Annotated in this window: 21 protein-coding genes; 5 read left to right on the top strand and 16 right to left on the bottom strand. The window is 71.7% G+C overall.

The features are described from left to right. Positions 1-59 precede the first annotated feature (59 nt). Together rarD and groES are read right to left on the bottom strand one after the other, a co-directional pair. On the bottom strand, positions 60-998 hold the full coding sequence (gene rarD / locus BGO45_RS14615) for an EamA family transporter RarD (RefSeq protein WP_292695480.1): 939 nt from the start codon (positions 996-998) through the stop codon (positions 60-62). A 116-nt stretch (positions 999-1114) separates the two neighbouring features. Continuing rightward, positions 1115-1411 carry a co-chaperone GroES gene (gene groES / locus BGO45_RS14610; protein ID WP_076491199.1) on the bottom strand — a complete coding sequence of 99 codons (297 nt, stop codon included), beginning with the start codon at positions 1409-1411 and terminating at the stop codon, positions 1115-1117. A 131-nt stretch (positions 1412-1542) separates the two neighbouring features. On the opposite strand from groES, the gene BGO45_RS14605 reads away from it, so the two are divergent. Continuing rightward, positions 1543-2733, top strand: a complete 1191-nt coding sequence (locus tag BGO45_RS14605) for a class I SAM-dependent methyltransferase (protein ID WP_292695477.1) — start codon at positions 1543-1545, stop codon at positions 2731-2733. Positions 2734-2739: 6 nt separating this feature from the next. Here BGO45_RS14605 and BGO45_RS14600 read toward each other — a convergent pair whose 3' ends face one another. Further along, positions 2740-3084 (bottom strand): MerR family DNA-binding transcriptional regulator, encoded by a 345-nt coding sequence (locus BGO45_RS14600; RefSeq protein ID WP_292695475.1) that lies wholly within the window; start codon positions 3082-3084, stop codon positions 2740-2742. Positions 3085-3168: 84 nt separating this feature from the next. Between BGO45_RS14600 and BGO45_RS14595 the strand changes: the two genes are divergently transcribed. Then, complete coding sequence (locus BGO45_RS14595) at positions 3169-4035, top strand: dienelactone hydrolase family protein (RefSeq protein ID WP_292695472.1); 867 nt, start codon at positions 3169-3171, stop codon at positions 4033-4035. On the opposite strand, the gene BGO45_RS14590 is transcribed toward BGO45_RS14595, so the two are convergent. Genes BGO45_RS14590 through tsaB form a run of 4 tightly spaced genes read right to left on the bottom strand, consistent with a single transcriptional unit; the run spans position 4024 to position 6681 of the window. Then, positions 4024-4446 (bottom strand): hypothetical protein, encoded by a 423-nt coding sequence (locus tag BGO45_RS14590; RefSeq protein WP_292695470.1) that lies wholly within the window; start codon positions 4444-4446, stop codon positions 4024-4026. The two genes, BGO45_RS14595 and BGO45_RS14590, sit on opposite strands and share 12 nt — an antisense overlap. After that, positions 4443-5546 (bottom strand): tRNA (adenosine(37)-N6)-threonylcarbamoyltransferase complex transferase subunit TsaD, encoded by a 1104-nt coding sequence (gene tsaD / locus BGO45_RS14585; RefSeq protein WP_292695468.1) that lies wholly within the window; start codon positions 5544-5546, stop codon positions 4443-4445. Before tsaD ends, BGO45_RS14590 begins: the two co-directional genes overlap by 4 nt. Further along, the gene (gene rimI, locus BGO45_RS14580; RefSeq protein ID WP_292695465.1) at positions 5546-6049 is read right to left on the bottom strand and encodes a ribosomal protein S18-alanine N-acetyltransferase; all 504 of its coding nucleotides are present in this window, start codon (positions 6047-6049) and stop codon (positions 5546-5548) included. The genes tsaD and rimI overlap by 1 nt, the downstream gene beginning before the upstream one ends. Further along, positions 6049-6681, bottom strand: coding sequence for a tRNA (adenosine(37)-N6)-threonylcarbamoyltransferase complex dimerization subunit type 1 TsaB (gene tsaB / locus BGO45_RS14575; protein ID WP_292695462.1), 633 nt, complete (start codon positions 6679-6681; stop codon positions 6049-6051). Before tsaB ends, rimI begins: the two co-directional genes overlap by 1 nt. Positions 6682-6851: 170 nt before the next feature. On the opposite strand from tsaB, the gene BGO45_RS14570 reads away from it, so the two are divergent. After that, positions 6852-7769, top strand: coding sequence for an alpha/beta hydrolase (locus tag BGO45_RS14570; protein ID WP_292695459.1), 918 nt, complete (start codon positions 6852-6854; stop codon positions 7767-7769). A gap of 4 nt (positions 7770-7773) precedes the next feature. Here BGO45_RS14570 and tsaE read toward each other — a convergent pair whose 3' ends face one another. The 5 genes from tsaE to coaA form a co-directional block, all read right to left on the bottom strand. After that, on the bottom strand, positions 7774-8277 hold the full coding sequence (gene tsaE / locus BGO45_RS14565; protein WP_292695457.1) for a tRNA (adenosine(37)-N6)-threonylcarbamoyltransferase complex ATPase subunit type 1 TsaE: 504 nt from the start codon (positions 8275-8277) through the stop codon (positions 7774-7776). Continuing rightward, entirely contained in the window at positions 8274-9395 is a 1122-nt protein-coding gene (alr, locus tag BGO45_RS14560) for an alanine racemase (protein ID WP_292695454.1), read from the bottom strand. The genes tsaE and alr overlap by 4 nt, the downstream gene beginning before the upstream one ends. Next, positions 9392-9796 (bottom strand): holo-ACP synthase, encoded by a 405-nt coding sequence (locus BGO45_RS14555; RefSeq protein ID WP_292695451.1) that lies wholly within the window; start codon positions 9794-9796, stop codon positions 9392-9394. Before BGO45_RS14555 ends, alr begins: the two co-directional genes overlap by 4 nt. Positions 9797-9912: 116 nt before the next feature. Then, the gene (gene glmS / locus BGO45_RS14550) at positions 9913-11763 is read right to left on the bottom strand and encodes a glutamine--fructose-6-phosphate transaminase (isomerizing) (protein ID WP_292695449.1); all 1851 of its coding nucleotides are present in this window, start codon (positions 11761-11763) and stop codon (positions 9913-9915) included. A gap of 54 nt (positions 11764-11817) precedes the next feature. Beyond that, a complete protein-coding gene (coaA, locus tag BGO45_RS14545) occupies positions 11818-12771 on the bottom strand; it encodes a type I pantothenate kinase (protein ID WP_292695445.1) in 954 nt (317 codons plus the stop codon). 39 nt (positions 12772-12810) lie between these two features. On the opposite strand from coaA, the gene BGO45_RS14540 reads away from it, so the two are divergent. Then, on the top strand, positions 12811-13740 hold the full coding sequence (locus BGO45_RS14540; protein ID WP_292695441.1) for a Ppx/GppA phosphatase family protein: 930 nt from the start codon (positions 12811-12813) through the stop codon (positions 13738-13740). Between the two features lie 226 nt (positions 13741-13966). Here the strand turns inward: BGO45_RS14540 and glmM are convergent, their stop codons facing one another. From glmM to BGO45_RS14520, 4 genes are all read right to left on the bottom strand, one after another. Further along, positions 13967-15322 carry a phosphoglucosamine mutase gene (gene glmM / locus BGO45_RS14535; RefSeq protein ID WP_292695438.1) on the bottom strand — a complete coding sequence of 452 codons (1356 nt, stop codon included), beginning with the start codon at positions 15320-15322 and terminating at the stop codon, positions 13967-13969. A 14-nt stretch (positions 15323-15336) separates the two neighbouring features. Then, on the bottom strand, positions 15337-15807 hold the full coding sequence (rpsI, locus tag BGO45_RS14530) for a 30S ribosomal protein S9 (protein ID WP_076491213.1): 471 nt from the start codon (positions 15805-15807) through the stop codon (positions 15337-15339). A gap of 24 nt (positions 15808-15831) precedes the next feature. After that, a complete protein-coding gene (gene rplM / locus BGO45_RS14525) occupies positions 15832-16278 on the bottom strand; it encodes a 50S ribosomal protein L13 (protein WP_076491214.1) in 447 nt (148 codons plus the stop codon). A gap of 310 nt (positions 16279-16588) precedes the next feature. Continuing rightward, entirely contained in the window at positions 16589-17425 is an 837-nt protein-coding gene (locus BGO45_RS14520) for an alpha/beta hydrolase (RefSeq protein WP_292695433.1), read from the bottom strand. 145 nt (positions 17426-17570) lie between these two features. Between BGO45_RS14520 and BGO45_RS14515 the strand changes: the two genes are divergently transcribed. Beyond that, positions 17571-18059 (top strand): hypothetical protein, encoded by a 489-nt coding sequence (locus tag BGO45_RS14515; RefSeq protein ID WP_292695430.1) that lies wholly within the window; start codon positions 17571-17573, stop codon positions 18057-18059. Positions 18060-18069 lie beyond the last annotated feature (10 nt).

Here is an 18069-nt window from a genome sequence, read left to right as displayed (position 1 = left end):
CGTCGTGTTGCCGTTCGTTAACGATGTGCGTCGTCGAGGTCACGGCGTCATAACGCCCCCTAGACGGGCTCACCGACATCCGATATTGCGGGTCGACGGCGCCGCGCCGCTACGAGCGAATCCACACTCAGAACGGTGAGCGCGACCCAGACGAGGCCGAACCCGATCCAGCGCTCGAGCGTCATCGGCTCGTGCAGCACCCACACGCCGATGCCGAACTGGATGATGGGGGCGACGAACTGGATCAGCCCCATCACGGTCAACGGCGCCCGACGCGCCCCCGCGGCGAAGAGCAGCAGCGGAACCGCGGTGATCGCGCCCGCCGACGCCAGCAGGGCCGTGTGCACGGGGCCGTTCGCCCCCATGGTCAACCCACCGGTCACCGCGACGACGACCAGCTGCACGATCGCGACCGGGAGCAGCCAGAAGGATTCGAGCGTCAGCCCGCTGACGGCATCCACGGACGGACCGATCTGCTTCTTCACCAGGCCGTACACGCCGAACGAGAGCGCGAGGGTGAGGGCGATCCAGGGGAACGCCCCGTATCCGACCACGATCACCATCACCGCGGCCACCGACAGCCCGATCGCGATCCACTGGACCGGGCGCAGCCGTTCGCGGAGCACCGTCACCCCGAGCAGCACCGTGACGATGGGGTTGATGAAATAGCCGAGGCTCGTCTCGATCACCCGGTCGTTCAGCGCACCGTAGACGTAGGTCTGCCAGTTGACGTAGATCAGGGCTCCGGCCAGGGCCGTCAGGCCGAGGAGGCGGGGCTGCCGCACGATCACGAGGAACGGGCGCCACGCGCGCAGCACCGTCAGCAGGATCAGACAGAACACGAACGACAGCAGGATGCGCCACGCGACGAGCTCCCACGGACCGGTCGGCTCGAGCTGCAGGAAGTACAGCGGCAGCACGCCCCACAGGAGATAGGCGGCGAAGGCGAACAGGCCGCCGCGGACGGCTCCCGAGGCGGGCGGCGAAGCGGGGGTCACTTCCCCAGCCTAGGCCGGGGCACCGACGCGGACCTGCCGGAGATCGCGCATTCCGCGCCAAAAAGCAGAACCCCGGATGCCGAGGCATCCGGGGTTCCGAAGAAATCGCGAAGCGATCAGCGAACGACCACCGCGAGGACGTCGCGGGCCGAGAGCACGAGGTACTCGTCGGCGCCGAACTTGACCTCGGTGCCGCCGTACTTGCTGTACAGCACGCGGTCACCGACGGTGACGTCGAGGGGGACACGGTTGCCGTTGTCGTCGATACGGCCGGGTCCGACGGCGACGACCTCGCCCTCCTGCGGCTTCTCCTTGGCGGTGTCGGGGATGACGAGACCACTCGCGGTGGTCTGCTCAGCCTCGACCTGCTTGATGACGATGCGGTCCTCGAGCGGCTTGATGGAAACCGACACGGTCTACCTCTTCTTTCTCGTTACAGAAGACTTGTCAGCACTCACGCGGGGAGAGTGCTAATCCGAGTGTAGAGAAGCGCTGGCACTCACGCAACGCGAGTGCCAGCACAATCGACACCTAGGCTGGCCCGGTGGAGATCGCCGAGCTGACCGCCCTGCTCACCCCCGCCGGCCTCACCCTGCTCGACGAGGTGGGTCCGCTCACGACGACCGATGAAGCCGCTCGCGCGGTGTCGCGGCTGCGCGCGGCCGGCCACTCCCCCGATCTCGTCGCCGCCGTCGTGGGCCAGGCCCGGCTGCGCGTGAAGGCCGGGGCGAAGTTCGGACCCTTCGCCGACCGCATGCTGTTCACGCGGGCGGGACTGGAACAGGCCACACGGCTGCCGATCGCGGCGCGGCACGCGGGCCGTTTCCGCGCCGCGGGCGTCTCGTCCGTGGCCGACCTCGGCTGCGGGATCGGCGGCGACGCCCTGGGGCTCGCGGGACTCGGCATCCGGGTGCACGCCGTCGACGCCGACGAGGTCACGGCCGCGATCGCCGCGTACAACCTCGCCCCCTTCGGCGACACGGTCACCGTGGCCCACGGGCGCGCGGAGGACACCGACCTGAGCGAGGCGGATGCCGTGTGGCTCGATCCCGCGCGACGCACCGCCGGGCACGGGGAGACCCGTCGCGTGTCGGCCGACCAGTGGTCGCCGTCGCTGGACTGGGTGTTCGGACTGCTGCAGGAGCGGCCCGGCGGCGTGAAGCTCGGCCCCGCGTTCGACCGCGAGCTGATCCCGGACGACGTCGAGGCGCAGTGGATCAGCGCCGACGGCTCGACGATCGAGCTCGTCCTGTGGGCGGGAAGCCTGGCGCGGGACGACATCCGCCGCGCCGCGCTCGTCGTGCGCGGCGACGAGGCCTGGGAGCTGACGGCTCCGGCCGACGCACCCGACGTCGAGCCCCGCGAACTCGGCGCCTTCGTGCACGAACCCGACGGGGCGGTCATCCGCGCCCGGCTGATCGGCGAGGTCGCACGGTCCCTGGATGCCGGGATGCTGGCGCCCGGCATCGCCTACCTGACGTCGGACGCGGCGCTCACGAGTCCCTTCGTCTCGTCGTTCCGCGTACGCGAGGAGCTGCCCGCGGACACCAAGAAGCTGGCGCGGGCACTACGGGAGCGGCGCATCGGCACGCTCGAGATCAAGAAGCGCGGCGTGGACGTCGACCCCGCGGTCCTGCGCACGCGCCTCTCGCTGCGCGGCGACGAGTCGGCGACGCTGCTGATGACCCGGGTCGCGGGTCGTCGAGTCGCACTGCTGGCCGACCGCGTGAGCTGACGACCCTCAGGCGGCGCGCTCGGCGAGGAACTCGTCGATGCTGCGCCGCGTGGCCGTGAGCGTGGCGATGCGCGCGGACAGATCCTCTCGCACGCGGGTGAGCTGTTCGGCGAGCGCGTCGTGCGCCTCGGCCGGCGCATCGCCGGTGCAGGCGAGCACCGACGTCACGATCTCGCGCGGGAAATCCATGCCGAAGAGCAGCTGGATGACGATCGCCCGCTCCACCGCGACGTCGTCGTAGCGGCGGTAGCCGTTGGACTCCCGCTCGGACGAGATGAGCCCGAGCTGCTCGTAGTACCGCAGGGAGCGCGCGCTCACTCCGCTCCGACGGCTGACCTCGCCGATCCTCACGCCATCCGCCTTGACCTTGACACAATGTCAATCTATACGCTCTCCCACGCCGCGGGGCAGAGGGCCCGGAGGCGGAAGGGGATCATGAACGCGCACGTCGAGGCCGGCGGCCGAACCCGGACATTCGTCGTGGTCGGCGAGGCCGACGAACCGGCGGGACGGCCGCTCGTCCTGGTCTTCCACGGGTCGAAGCAGACCGGCGAGAGCCACCGACGCTTCACGGGGCGCGCGCTGGACTCTCTCGCGACGGAGGGCCGTGCGGTGGTCGCCTACCTCGACGGGTACCGAAGCAACTGGAACGACGCCCGCGTCCAGAGTTCCTTCCCCGCACGCAAGGAGAACGTCGACGACATCGCCTTCGCCCGTGAGGTCGTGGCATCCGTTGCCGAGAGCCACGGAATCGACACCGATTCCGTCGTCGCGGTGGGCTTCTCCAACGGCGGGCAGATGGTCATCCGACTTCTCCACGAGGCCGCGGAGCTGCTCGCCGGCGCCGTGATCGTGGCGGCGACCATGCCCGAACGCGAGAACTTCGGCGCGGAGTTCTCCGCCCGGACCGACCATCCCGTCCCGGTGACGATCGTGGCGGGTACGGCCGACCCGATCATTCCCTTCGAGGGTGGACGGATGCCGTGGTGGGCGCGCACGGTCTTCTCCATCGGCGGCCGGACGCTCTCCGCGGTCGCGACGGCGGACTACTTCGCCCAGCGGAACGGGATCACGGTCGAGCCGTACCGGAGCGAGCCCGCGGCGTCCGCGAAGGTCCCGGTGGAGATCCTCGCCCACCGAGAGGCGGGACGACCACCCGTCACCCTGTACGTCGCGCGCGGCGGCGGCCACACCGTACCGGGTCCGGCGGTGGGACCTCGCGTCGGACGCACGGCGGAGCATCCCGGCATCCGGGACATCGTGTCGGAGATGCTCGGAGAGCTGCGCGGGTCACACCGGTGACAGCTGCGACAGCGCCCACAGCAGCCACCCGGCGCTGAAGATCACCGACAGCACCGCGAGGGCGAGCGCCCAGATCGCCACGCGACGGCTGTCGTGCGCGCGCCGCAGCGAGATGATCGACATGACGATCGCGATCACGCCGAGCGGCAGCAGGACACCCGCGAACAGCGACGCGATCAGGGCTGCGATCGCGACGGCCAGGGCCCAGGGCGCGACCGACGGAGGGGCGGTGGGTGCGGGCGGGCTCCACGGCACGATGTGCTCGCCGAACGCTGCACGCTCCAGCTGCGCGGTGGGGAGACGATGGTCGTCGAGCGCGTCGCCCGCGGCGATCTGCTCCGCGGCCGTGGGGGCAGCCCCCGCCTCGGTCGCCTTGAGCGCGCGTCGGCTCGGCGGCGGCACCTCGCTCATGAGGCCGCCCGGGCGGGCAGCGGACCGGGGGCCACGGCATCCGGATCTTCGGCGACCTGGATCTCGGTCACCGGGAGCGTGGAATCCGCACCGAAGGCGAGGGTGGACGGGCGGCGCCCCGACGCGATGAGCTCGGCGGCGAGCGCCGCGATCATGGCACCGTTGTCGGTGCAGAGCCGGAGCGGCGGGATGCGCACGGCGACGCCCGCGGCGGCGGCACGTTCGAGGGCGACGTCGCGCAGACGCTTGTTGGCGATCACGCCGCCGCCGAGGAGCAGGCGGGGCACCCCGTGGCGCTCGCACGCGTCGAGCGCCTTGGTGACGAGCACGTCGACGACGGCCTCGCGGAACGACGCCGCGACATCGGCGACCGGCACGGGCTCGCCCGCGGCCTCGTGCTGCTCGACCCAGCGGGCGACGGCGGTCTTGAGCCCGGAGAACGAGAAGTCGTAGCGGTGGGATGCCATGTCGGACGCGCGCGACAGCCCCCGGGGGAAGCGGATCGCGGTCGGATCGCCGGAGGCGGCGGCGCGGTCGATCTCGGGACCGCCGGGGTACGGCAGCTTCAGCAGGCGGGCGACCTTGTCGAACGCCTCACCCGCGGCATCGTCCATCGTTTCGCCGAGCAGCTCGACGTCGCTGGTGAGGTCGCGGACGAGCAGCAGCGACGTGTGGCCGCCGCTCACGAGGAGCGCGACGGTGGGGTACTCGAGCTCGCCGGCCTCGGCGTCGAGGATGTCGGCGGCGATGTGGCCGACCAGGTGGTTCACGGCGTACAGCGGCTTGTCGAACGCGACCGCGAGGCCCTTGGCCGCACCGACGCCGACCATCAGGGCGCCGGCGAGTCCGGGGCCGCTGGTGACGGCGACGGCGTCGATCTCGTCGAGCGTCACCCCCGCCTCGGCGAGCGCCGCGTCGATCGAGGGCTGCAGCGCCTCGAGGTGCGCACGGGCGGCGACCTCGGGGACGACACCGCCGTAGCGGGCGTGCTCGTCCATGCTCGAGGCGATGGTGTTGCTCAGCAGCTGCCGGCCGCGGACGATGCCGATGCCGGTCTCGTCGCAGCTGGTCTCGATGCCGAGCACGAGGGGCGCGTCCATCAGCACCATCCCTTTCCTGCTGTCGCCGTGTCGTCGGGGGTGCGCCGCGCGGACCACGCCCGAAGGTCGAGCTGCATGACGATCGCGTCGACGTCGTCCGGCTGGTAATACCGCGGGCGGCGACCCACCTCGGCGAAACCCTCCGACGCGTAGAGCGCCTGCGCGACGGGGTTGTCGGCGCGCACCTCGAGGAAGACGTCGTGCACGTCGCGCCGCGCGGCCTCGTCGAGCAGTTCCGTCAGCAGCGCACGGCCGCGCCCGCGACCGCGAGCGGTCTCGGCGATCGTGATCGTCTGGATGTCGGCATCCCTCGCCCCGCGGACGGCGCGCAGCCCCGCGTAGCCGACGAGGCGACCGGCCTCTTCGACGACGACGTACCAGCCGTGCGGCGACGCGAGCTCTTCGCGCATCATCGCCGGGCTCCACGCGTCGGTCGGGAACGAGGCGTGCTCGAGCGCCATGATCGCGTCGAGGTCGTCGAGCGTCGCGGTGCGAGTGGGCATCAGCTCACCCGCTTCGGGGCGTGGGCGGCGACGACGTCGGGGCTGCGGAGGTACAGCGGCTCGGAGCCGGCGAGCGCGCGACCGGCGTCGAGCGCGCGGGCGGCGGCGAGCGCGATCATCGCGGCCGAGACCCCCGTCGCGTCATAGCGCACGGCCTCGAGCTCGGCGAGACGGGCGTCGAGCTCGTCGCGGGGGCTCAGCGCGGCATCCAGGATCCGGATCGGGAGCCCGTCGTCGTCGATGCCGTCGTAGACGCTGTACGCGAACTCCCTGCGACGGGCGTCGGTGACGACGGCGAAGCGCGGGGTCTCGGTGCCGGTGAGGGCGTCTCGGAGCAGGACGCCGAGGGCGATGCCGTCGTGGCTCGGCACGGGGACGAGCGGGATGCCGCGTCCCAGCGCGAACGCGCGCGCCGTGGCGATGCCGACACGCAGGCCCGTGAAGGGCCCGGGCCCCATGCCGATCGCCACGTGCGTCGGCTCGGGCGCAGCCTGGAGGGCGCGGCTCAGCAGATCGCCGATGACCTCGGCGTGCCCGAGGGCGTTCTCGCTCTGCTCGTCGGCGAGGACCTCGCCGTCGCGCGCGATCGCCGCCACCGCGGTGCCGAGGGAGCTGTCGATGCCGATGATCACCGTTCCAGGGTATCCGGGGCGCCCGACACCGTTGCCGCGGGCGGTGGGTCGGTGCTCGCCGAGCACAACTCCTGCGGATGGCGCCGCACTGCGCATCGCTGGCTGCGGACGGGCGGAATTGCCGGAGTTCTGCAGGCATCCGACGAGTCGCTCGGCTCCGAACAATAAGCATGGAACGACACCTGCGCCGACTGGTGGTGCCGACGGCTGCCGGGCCGATCGTCGCGCACACCGGCCGACGCTCGGCCGGCACGGTCGCGACACTGCTGCTGCACGGTGCCGCAGGGTCATGGAAGACGTGGATGCCACTCCTCAGCGCGGCCGATCGACTCGGCATCCCGCTCGATGACGTCATCACGGTCGACCTGCCCGGGTGGGGCGAGTCCCCCGGCCCGGCACCCTCGCCGCAGGATGCCGCGGAGGCGGTCGTCGCGGTGGCCCGCGCCCTCGGATACCCCCGGTGGCGCGTCGTCGGCCACTCGCTCGGCGCCGTGATCGCCCTGGACGTCGCGGCACGATTCCCGGCGCAGACCGTCGCCGTCGGACTCGTCTCCCCCACCGGCGCCGCGGTGCGCGCCGTGGTGCGGCGCCCGCTGACCGGATGGCTGACGCTCCCCGCGTTCGGCGGCATGGTCGTGGCGATGGGCATCCTCCGCGGTCTCGGCCCGCTCGCCCCTCCGCTGCTGCACGGTCTGCGCCGCGTCGGAGCGCTGCGCGTGTTGGCGCGCCCATTGTTCCGGCATCCGGATCGCGTCGACCCGGTGGTCTCGGGTGCGCTGGCCGACGAGATCCGCCCCGCCGCGTTCCTCTCGGCGGCGCGCGCCGCCCGCACGCACGACGACGCCGCCTGGAAGCGGATCATCGCGCCCGTGCGGGCCGTTCGCGGTCGCCACGACGTCTTCGCCAGGCCCCACGACGCGCGCGACGCGCGCCGGCGCATCCCCGGCTACCGCGAGACCGTGCTCGACGACAGCGGTCACCTCGCCCACGTCGAGCAGGCGTACGAGACGCTGCGCGCCTTGCGCGACGTCTGGACCGCCGAGCCCGACCGCCGCTCGAGCGCGTCGCGCGACCGCCAGCCGACGTGAGCCGTCACGGCCTCCGCGAGATCGTCACCGTCCGCGGCGCGTCGGCATCCAGGTCGAGGGTGTGCGGGGCGATCTCGCCGCACGCGTTGTCGACGCCGCGACCGCCCGTCTGCCGCGAGATCTCGATCTCCCACCACGCGTCGGCGAGGTACTCGGCGACGCCGCGGCCCCACTCCACGATCACGACCGAGTGGTCGACGTCGATGTCGAGGTCGTCGAGCTCGACCGCGGCGCCGAGGCGATAGGCATCCACGTGCACCAGCGGAGCTCCGCCGACGAGCGACGGGTGCGTCCGCGCGATGACGAACGTCGGGCTCTGGACCGGACCCCGGATGCCGAGCCCCTCGCCGATTCCGCGGGTGAGCGTCGTCTTGCCGGCGCCGAGGGGACCGGTCAGCACCACCACGTCGCCGGGTCCGAGCGCGCGCCCGAGCGCACGCCCGAGCTCCTCCATGTCGGCGGGGCCGGCGACCTCGCGCTCGCCCAGCAGCTCGTCGGGAACGCTCATGCGCCCACCTCCCGGCGCGGCACGCGTGCGCCGATGCGCGTCACGATCTCGTAGTCGATGGTGTCGGCGGCATCCGCCCAGTCCCGCGCCGCCGGCACGCCGAGCGTCGGGTCGCCGAACAGCACGGCCTCGTCGCCGACGGCGACGGGGTGGTCGCCGACGTCGACGACGAACTGATCCATGGCGATGCGGCCCGCCACCGTGAAGCGTCGGCCGTTGATGGTCACCGGGCCGCGGCCCGACGCCTGCCGCGGCACGCCGTCGGCGTATCCGAGGGGCACGAGGGCCAGCGTGGTGTCGGTCTCGGTGCGGTACGCGTAGCCGTACGAGACCCCGGTGCCGGCGGGCACGCGACGCACCGCCGCGACCGCGCCGCGCAGCGTCATCGCGGGCCGCAGGCCCAGGTCGGCCGAGGAGCGATCGTCGAACGGAGAGATGCCGTAGATGCCGATGCCGATGCGCACCGCGTTCAGCCGCGCCTCGGGCAGGGCGATCGCGGCGTGCGTCGCGGCGATGTGCCGGAGGGGCGGGTTCAGCCCGGCGGACGCGGCGAGCACGACGCCCTCCTCGAACCGCGCCAGCGCCGCGCGATCGTCGGCCTCGCTCGTGTTGGACAGGTGCGAGAACAGCCCCACGACCCGCAGGCGCCCGATCCGCTCCAGGCGCGCGGCCTCGGAGAACACCACGCGCCAGTCGGCCGGGGCGATGCCGTTGCGGGACAGACCCGTCTCGATCTTCAGGTGCACGGCGGCGGGGCGGTCGCCCTGCGCGGCGTCGCCCGCGCGCAGCAGCTGGTCGATGTCGGAGATGCCGAGCTCGATGTCCTCGCGGACGGCTTCGGCGAACGACGCCCCCGGCGCGTGCAGCCACGCGAACAGCGGCGCACGGATCCCCCGACGCCGCAGCGCGAGCCCCTCGTCGATGTCGGAGACGCCGATGCGGGTCGCCCCGCCGCGCAGCGCCGCGAGCGCCGCACGGTGCGCCCCGTGCCCGTAGCCCTCGGCCTTGACGACGGCGATGACCTCGACGCCGGTCAAGCGGCGCAGGTGCCGCACGTTCTCCGCGATCGCGTCGACGTCGATCAGCGCTTCGCGCAGGACTCCGGATGCCATCCTCATGCGACGCCCTCCCGGGTCGGTTCCGCGGGCCCGGCCTCGGATGCGGCGGGTCCGGTCTCGGCGATGACGTACGCGGTGGCGAGCGTCGCGTCGTGCGACATCGACAGGTGCAGCGCCGTGATCCCGCGCGCGGACACCGTCGCCGCGGTCTCACCGGTGAGGGTGAAGGTCGGACGGCCCGAGGGCTCGGGCGTCACCGCGATGTCGGTCCAGTACACCCCGTCGGATCCGCCCAGGGCTTTGATCAGCGCCTCCTTCGCGGCGTAGCGCGCGGCCAGCGAGCGGGGCTTGAGCAGCCGCTCCGCCGGCGCGAAGAGGCGCTCGAGAAGGCGCGGGGTCCGCGCGAGCTGCTGCTCGAAGCGCGGCACGTCGACCAGGTCGACGCCGATTCCGACGATCATGCGCCCTCCTTCCCTGGCATCCTGTCCATTCTGCCGGTGCCACGGCGAGCCCGCGTCGGCACACGACGAAGAAGGGGCCGGATGCCACCGGCATCCGACCCCGAGAACGTGCGGTGTTACTCGACCGTCACGGACTTCGCGAGGTTGCGGGGCTGGTCGACGTCGAGGCCCTTGGCCTCGGCGAGCCCCATGGCGAAGATGTGCAACGGCACCACGGCGAGGAGCGGCTCGAACATCGGGGCCGCGAGCGGGATGCGGAGCACCTCGTCGGCGGCGGGCAGCACGGCCACATCGCCCTCTTCGGCGATCGCGATGACGCGGGCACCGCGGGCGCGGATCTCCTCGATGTTGGAGACGACCTTCTTGTGCATCTCGCCCGAACCGCGCGGCGACGGCACGACGACGAACACCGGCTGGCCGGGCTCGATCAGCGCGATGGGGCCGTGCTTGAGCTCGCCCGCGGCGAAGCCCTCGGCGTGGATGTACGCCAGCTCCTTGAGCTTCAGCGCACCCTCGAGGGCGATCGGGTACCCGACGTTGCGGCCGAGGAACAGCACCGACCGGGTATCGGCCATCCAGTGCGCGAGCTGCTCGATGCGGGCCTGCTCGGTCTCGAGCACGCGCGCGATCTTGCCGGGGACGGCCTCGAGCTCGGTGACCGCCTCGACGGCGACGACGGGATCGATCGCACCGCGGACCCGGCCGACGTGCAGCGCGAGCAGGTAGAGCGCGGTGATCTGCGCGACGAAGGCCTTCGTCGAGGCGACGGCGACTTCGGGGCCGGCGTGCGTGTAGACGATGGCGTCCGACTCGCGCGGGATCGTGGCTCCCTGCGTGTTGCAGATCGACAGGGTCTTGGCGCCCCGCGAGCGGGCGTACTTCACCGCCATCAGCGTGTCCATGGTCTCGCCGGACTGGCTGATCGAGACGACGAGCGTGCGGGGCGAGAGCACCGGGTCGCGGTAGCGGAACTCGTGCGCGAGCTCCACGTCGACGGGGACGCGGGTCCACGTCTCGAGCGCGTACTTGCCGACCATGCCGGCGTACGCGGCGGTGCCGCACGCGATGACGAGGATGCGGTCGATGTCGGCGAGGAACTCGTCCATGCCGTCGAGCTCGGGGATCTCGACGCGGCCCTCGTGGATGCGACCCCGGATCGTGTTGGCCACGGCCTCGGGCTCTTCCGAGACCTCCTTGGCCATGAACGACGACCATCCGCCCTTCTCGGCGGCGGACGCGTCCCACGTGACCTCGAACGCCTCGACCTCGACCGGGGCGCCGGAGAAGTCGGTGACCTCGACGCCGCCGGGGGTGATCGCGACGATCTCGTCCTGACCGATCGCGAGGGCCTTGCGGGTGTGCTCGACGAACGCGGCGACGTCGGAGCCGAGGAAGTTCTCGCCCTCGCCCAGGCCGATCACGAGCGGGGAGTTGCGGCGGGCGCCGACGACGAGGCCCGGGTGGTCCTCGTGCATCGCGAGCAGTGTGTACGCACCCTCGAGGCGCGACACCACGGCACGGAACGCCGAGACCAGATCCCCCGTGCGCGCGTACTCGCGGCCGATCATCGCGGCGGCGACCTCGGTGTCGGTCTCGCTGCGGAAGGTCACGCCCTCGCCGACGAGCTCGCTCTTGAGCTCGGCGAAGTTCTCGATGATCCCGTTGTGGATGACGGCGAGCTTGTCGTCGTCCGCGAGGTGCGGGTGCGCGTTGGCATCCGTCGGACCGCCGTGCGTCGCCCAGCGGGTGTGCCCGATGCCCGTCGTGCCGTCGGCCAGCGGCGTGGATGCCAGGTCGTCACGCAGCACGGCGAGCTTGCCGGCGCGCTTGCGCATGCCGAGGCCCCCGTCGCCGTCGATCACGGCGATGCCGGCGGAGTCGTAGCCCCGATACTCCAGCCGCGACAGACCCGCCAGCAGGATGTCCTGGCTCGGCCGAGGACCCACGTATCCGATGATTCCGCACATAGCTTCCGAGTCTACGGGGCCGCGCCTGGGGGAACCCCCGTGGGCCGGGGGCGCTCAGAGCTTGCGCAGCAGCACCGAATCGACGGTGTGGTCCGCCCCCTTCTGCAGCACGAGCTTGGCCCGATGCCGGGTGGGGAGGACGTTCTCCTCGAGGTTGGGGAGGTTGATCTCCCGCCAGAAGCCGAGCGCCCGGGACACTGCCTCCTCGTCGCTGATGTCGGCGAAGACGCGGAAGAACGACGAGGGGTTGGTGAACGCGTTGTCGCGCAGCGCCAGGAAGCGGTCGACGTACCAGCGCTCGATGTGGGCCGCATCGGCATCCACGTAGATGGAGAAGTCGAACAGGTCGCTGACCGCGACGTCGTTCGGCGTGGGCGGGGGCTGCAGAACGTTGAGCCCCTCGATGATCACGACGTCGGGCCGGTGCACCGTGACGTGGGCGTCGGGCATGATGTCGTACTGCACGTGCGAGTAGAAGGGCGCCCGCACCTCTTCGGCCCCGGACTTCACTTCGCTGAGGAACTCCACCAGCGCGCGACGGTCGTACGACTCGGGGAAGCCCTTGCGGTCCATGAGGCCGCGCCGCTCGAGCTCGGCGTTGGGATAGAGGAACCCGTCGGTGGTGACCAGTTCGACGCGCGGCGTGTCCGGCCAGCGGCTCATCAACTCGCGCAGCAGACGCGCGATCGTGGACTTCCCCACCGCGACGGAACCTGCGACTCCGATGACGAAGGGGGTCGTGGCATCCGGTTCGCCCAGGAACGCGCTCGTGTCGGCGCCGAGCCGACGCGTGGCGCGGGCGTACAGGCTCAGCAGGCGACTGAGGGGCAGGTACACCTCGGCGACCTCGCGAAGGTCGAGCCGGTCGCCGATGCCGCGCAGCTGCACGACCTCGGTCTCGGTCAGCGGCTGCTCGATGCCGCCGGCCATGCGAGCCCAGTCGGCGCGGTCGATCTGACGGTAGGGGCTCAGCGACGGTGCGGGAGCGGCGGTCTCTGCGGCGGACACCCGCTCATGCTACCCGCGGCCTCCCACTACGCTCGGAGCGTGCGACTCGGGGTACTCGACATCGGTTCCAACACCGTCCACCTGCTCGTCGCGAACGCGCGCGCGGGGGGTCGGCCCACGGCGACGACCTCGCACCGCTCGGTGCTGCGCCTCATGCGGTACCTCGAGCCCGACGGCTCGATCTCTCCCGAGGGCGTCACCGGACTGGTGGATGCCGTGACCCAGGCCTGCGAGACGGCGCGGGCCGAGGGGGTCGACGAGCTGCTCGCGACGGCGACATCCGCGGTGCGCGAGGCGACCAACGGTGAGGCGGTCATCGCGCAGATCGAGGAGGTGCTCGGGCAGCCTCTGCAGGTGCTCGGCGGCGAGACCGAGGCGCGGTACACCTACCTGGCGGTGCGCCGCTGGTTCGGGTGGTCGGCCGGTCAGATCCTGCTGTTCGACATCGGCGGCGGGTCGCTCGAGATCGCCGGCGGCGCCGATGAGCTGCCCGAACTCGCCGAGTCGGTGCCGCTGGGCGCCGGACGCTCGACCGTGCAGTTCCTGCCCCACGACCCGCCGAGCGAGGACGAGATCGACGCCCTCCGCCGACACGCGATGGACGTGCTCGCCCCCGTCGCCGAGCGTTTCGCCGCCCTCCCCCGCCCGGACCACGTCATCGGCTCGTCGAAGGCGATCCGCTCGCTCGCGAAGCTCGCGGGGTACCCGGTGCCGGGATGGTCCGGCATCGACCGGATGGTGCTGCCCCGCCGGGAGCTCAAGGACTGGATCCCGCGCCTGGCGCGGATCCCGGCGGACGCCCGCGAGGCGCTGCCCGGCATCACCGCCGACCGGACGTTCCAGATCGTCGCGGCCGCGATCGTGGTCGAGCGCGCGATGAAGGCGATGGACGTCGACGAGCTCGAGGTCTCACCGTGGGCGCTGCGCGAGGGCGTCCTTCTGCGCTACATCGAGTCGTTGGAGTACTGACCCGCGGGCGGGTACCCAGTATTCCGTTGACTTGGGTCGAACGTACGCGCGCGCGGCATCCCCGGCGAGCATTCGCCCGAAGTCAGCGAGATGTCGCTCGCGTGCGTCGGCGCACACCCTCCCGTTGACTTCGGCCCTATGTACGCGCGCAGCGTGGCCGGGCGAGCATTCTCCCGAAGTCAGCGGATCCCGGCCCCGCGACGCGGTGCGCAGGAAAGGCCGTGCGTCAGAGGGCGAGACGCTCGCGCACGACCTCGGCGAGGCGGTCGGCGTGGGCGCGGGCGACACCCTCGGACGCCGCCTCCACCATCACGCGCACGAGCGGCTCGGTGCCCGACGCGCGCAGCAGCACGCGGCCCGAATCGCCCAGCTCCGCTTCGGCCGCACGAACGGCCTCCTGCACCACGTCGTCCGACACCCGATCGCGGTCGACGCCGCGGACGTTGACCAGCACCTGGGGGTAGACGGTCATGATCGAGGCGAGCTCGGCCATGGTCTTCTTCTGCCGCGCCATCTCGGCCACGATGTGCAGGCCCGTCAGTAGTCCGTCGCCGGTGGTGGCGAAGTCGCTCATGATGACGTGGCCGGACTGCTCGCCACCGAGCGAGTACCGTCCCTCGTTCATGGCTTCGAGCACATAGCGGTCGCCGACGGCCGTCTGCAGGACGCGGATGCCATGCTCCGCCATCGCGCGATGGAGGCCCAGGTTGCTCATGACGGTCGCGACGAGCGTGTCGTCGACCAGCGCACCGCGCTCTTTCATAGCCACCGCGAGGATCGCCATGATCTGATCGCCGTCGACGACGTTGCCGTCGGCATCGACGGCCAGGCACCGGTCCGCGTCACCGTCGTGCGCGATGCCGACGTCGGCGCCGAGGCGCACGACCGCTTCGGCGAGCACGTCGAGGTGGGTCGAGCCGACACCGTCGTTGATGTTGAGACCGTCGGGGTCGGCACCGATGACGGTCACGGTCGCACCGGCGTCGCGGAAGGTCTCGGGCGACACGCCCGCGGCCGCGCCGTGGGCGCAGTCGAGCACCACGTGGATGCCGTCGAGCCGATGCGGAAGCGAGCCGAGAAGGTGCACGACGTAGCGGTCTTCGGCGTCGGCGAAGCGACGGATGCGACCGACGCCCGCGCCCGTGGGCTGCAGCCGCTCCCACTCGAGGGCGCGCTCGATGCGCTCCTCGACGATGTCGGGAAGCTTGGTGCCGCCGCGCGCGAAGATCTTGATCCCGTTGTCCGGGGCGGGGTTGTGCGAAGCGGAGACCATGACGCCGAAGTCGGCATCGCGGTCGGCGATCAGGAACGCCGTCGCCGGAGTGGGGATGACACCCGCGTCGAGGACGTCGACGCCCGACGAGGCAAGACCCGCGGCGACCGCGGCCGAGAGGAACTCTCCCGAGACCCGCGGATCGCGCGCGATGACTGCGGTGAGGCGGCGGCCTTCGGCCTTGCGCGTCTCCGCAGAACGGCCCTGGCCCAGGACGACAGCAGTCGCCTGGGCCAGGTGCAGCGCGAGTTCGGCGGTGAGGAGGCCGTTGGCCAGCCCCCGCACCCCGTCCGTGCCGAAAAGAGGCATACGGAGGATCGAACTCAGCGCTTGGAGTACTGAGGCGCCTTGCGGGCCTTCTTGAGACCGGCCTTCTTGCGCTCCTTGACGCGGGCGTCGCGCGAGAGGAAGCCGGCCTTCTTCAGACCCGGGCGGTTGTTCTCGGCGTCGATCTCGTTGAGCGCACGGGCGATGCCGAGGCGCAGAGCGCCGGCCTGACCCGAGGGGCCGCCGCCGGAGATGCGGGCGATGACGTCGTAGGCGCCGGCGAGCTCGAGGACCGTGAACGGGTCGTTGATGAGCTGCTGGTGGAGCTTGTTCGGGAAGTAGTCCTCGATCGTGCGGCCGTTGACCGTGATCGTGCCGGAGCCGGGGACCAGGCGCACGCGGGCGATGGCCTGCTTGCGACGGCCGACGGCTGCGCCGGGGACCGAGAGAACGGGGCGCTCGGCCGCGACGGCGGTCTGCTCGGCCGGCGTCTCGGTGCTGTAGTTGCTGGAGTCGATGTTCGACACTGTTTCGTCCTTTTCCGGCGGCGCTTACTGGGCGACCTGGTCGAAGGTGTACGCGGTGGGCTGCTGAGCGCCGTGGGGGTGCTCGGCGCCGCGGTAGACCTTCAGCTTCTTGAGCTGCGCCGCACCGAGGCTGTTCTTGGGGAGCATGCCGCGGACGGCCTTCTCGACGGCCCGCTCGGGGTTCTTCTCGAGGAGCTCGTTGTAGGTGACCGACTTGAGGCCGCCCGGGTAACCCGAGTGGCGGTAGGCCTTCTTCTTCTCGAGCTTCTGACCCGTGAGCGCGACCTTGTCGGCGTTGATCACGATGACGAAGTCGCCCGAGTCGATGTGGTTGGCGAAGGTCGCCTTGTGCTTGCCGCGGAGGAGGGCCGCCGCGTGCGAGGCCAGACGGCCGAGGACGACGTCGGTGGCGTCGATAACGACCCACTCGCGCGTGACCTCAGCGGCCTTGGGGGTGAAAGTGCGCGTCACAGTAGTGCTGCTTTCTTGATCGAACGGAGGAGTTCGTGAATCCCGCTCCGGTGGTCCGTTGCCCCATCGACGACGGAGGAACAGGGCCGGTGGAGGGCTCACGTTCGGGCGACCCGCTCGCAGTGAGGCAGGCACCAAAGGGAGAGCTTACGCCATCCGGATGCCAGGACCAAAACGGAGCCGCGCGTCTCGCGATCGGTCCGATCCCGCCTCCGGACACGCGACAGCGCCCCCGGCACCGGGGTGGTGCCGGGGGCGTGGTCACTGCCCTCCGCGGGATCGCGGGCGAGATCGAGGGCGCGGTGACGGGTCAGCGCTGGAGGAAGTCCACCAGCGCACGGTTGAACTCGTCGGCATGGCTGACGTTGACGCCGTGCGGGGCACCGGCCACGACATGCAGCTCACTGCCGGGGATCGCGGCGTGGGTGCGCTTCCCGGACCCTTCGAAGGGGACGGTCGCGTCGCTGTCGCCGTGCAGGATGAGCGCGGGGACCGAGACGTTGCGAAGGTCGTCGCGGAAGTCGGTCGTGGCGAACGCCTCCATCGCCTTCAGCGCGGCGTGGTGGTCGGCCTGGTTCGCGAGACGCTCGGCCTCGGCCTGCTCGGCGGGGGGAACGACGAGCGCTCCGTCGACCGAGAAGAAGTCGGTCGTGAACTGGTGGTAGAAGGCTTTTTCGTCGTCCTTGAGACCCTTCTCCATCCCGGCAGCGGTGTCCGCGTCGAGCGGACCCTCGGGGTTGTCGTCGGTCTGGGCGAGGTACGGCGGAACCGCGGCGGCGAAGACGACGCTGCGCACCCGGTCGGCGCCGTGGCGGGTCAGGTAGCGCGCGACCTCTCCCCCACCCATCGAGAAGCCCACGAGAGTGACGTCGCGGAGGCCCCGGGCCTCGAGGACGGCGTGCAGATCGTCGGCGAACGTGTCGTAGTCGTAGCCCGTGCGCGGCTTGTCGCTGCGTCCGAAACCTCGGCGGTCGTAGGTGACCACCCGGTAGCCTGCGCCCTCGAGGGCGGGGACCTGGTGGGCCCACGATTCGCCCGAGAGGGGCCAGCCGTGGATCAGGACGACCGGGCGCCCTGCCCCGCCGGTGTCGTCCACGTGGAGGTCGATGTCGGTCAGAAGTCCGTGGTGTGCGGTGATCTCGCTCATGCCGGTCATGCTCGGACGCCGACCTGGGTGCGCGGCCGCCATTGACGCGGCTGGCCGCGGTTGCTATCACGACCATGAACTGGCACATCGCCCGGCGCGATGCAATGACCGACCTCGGTTCCGGTCCGGTCACTAGCCTCGCGCCATGGCATCCCCTCGCGCCCTCATCGCCGCCCTCGCTCCCGCGGGCCTCGCTCTCAGCCTGACGGCCTGCGCCCCCGCGGGCGGGACGGGCGCCACCGTCGACGTCGGGTACGAGAAGGTGATCGCCGCGGTCGTGCTGGCGGAATCGGATGCCGGCGGACGGGCGTTCGACGTGGAGATCGAGGACGCGACCGCCCAGGTGCACGTGGCGGCCGGCGACCGCGCCGTCGAGGTGGATGTCGACCTCGCCGGCCCGACGGTGACCGACCGTCGGGACGAGGGCGAGGTCGAGAGCGAGGACCGCGCGGCGTTGGCCTCGGCGTCGACGACGCTGGCCGACGGCATCCGCGTCGCGGTGGCCGCGCACGACGGCGACGGGAGCGTCGCGGAGGTCGCGTTGCGTTCCGGCGCCGACGCAGCCTGGTCGGTGGAGTTCGTCGACGGCGGGACGGTCGCGGTCGCGGTGGCCGACGGCACGGTCGAGCGCTGAGCCGAGGCCG

Source organism: Microbacterium sp. 71-36, from assembly GCF_001898305.1.
Taxonomy (GTDB): Bacteria; Actinomycetota; Actinomycetes; order Actinomycetales; family Microbacteriaceae; genus Microbacterium.
The sequence above is the reverse complement of the archived record's forward strand: the minus strand, read 5'-3'. Positions and strand labels throughout refer to the sequence as shown.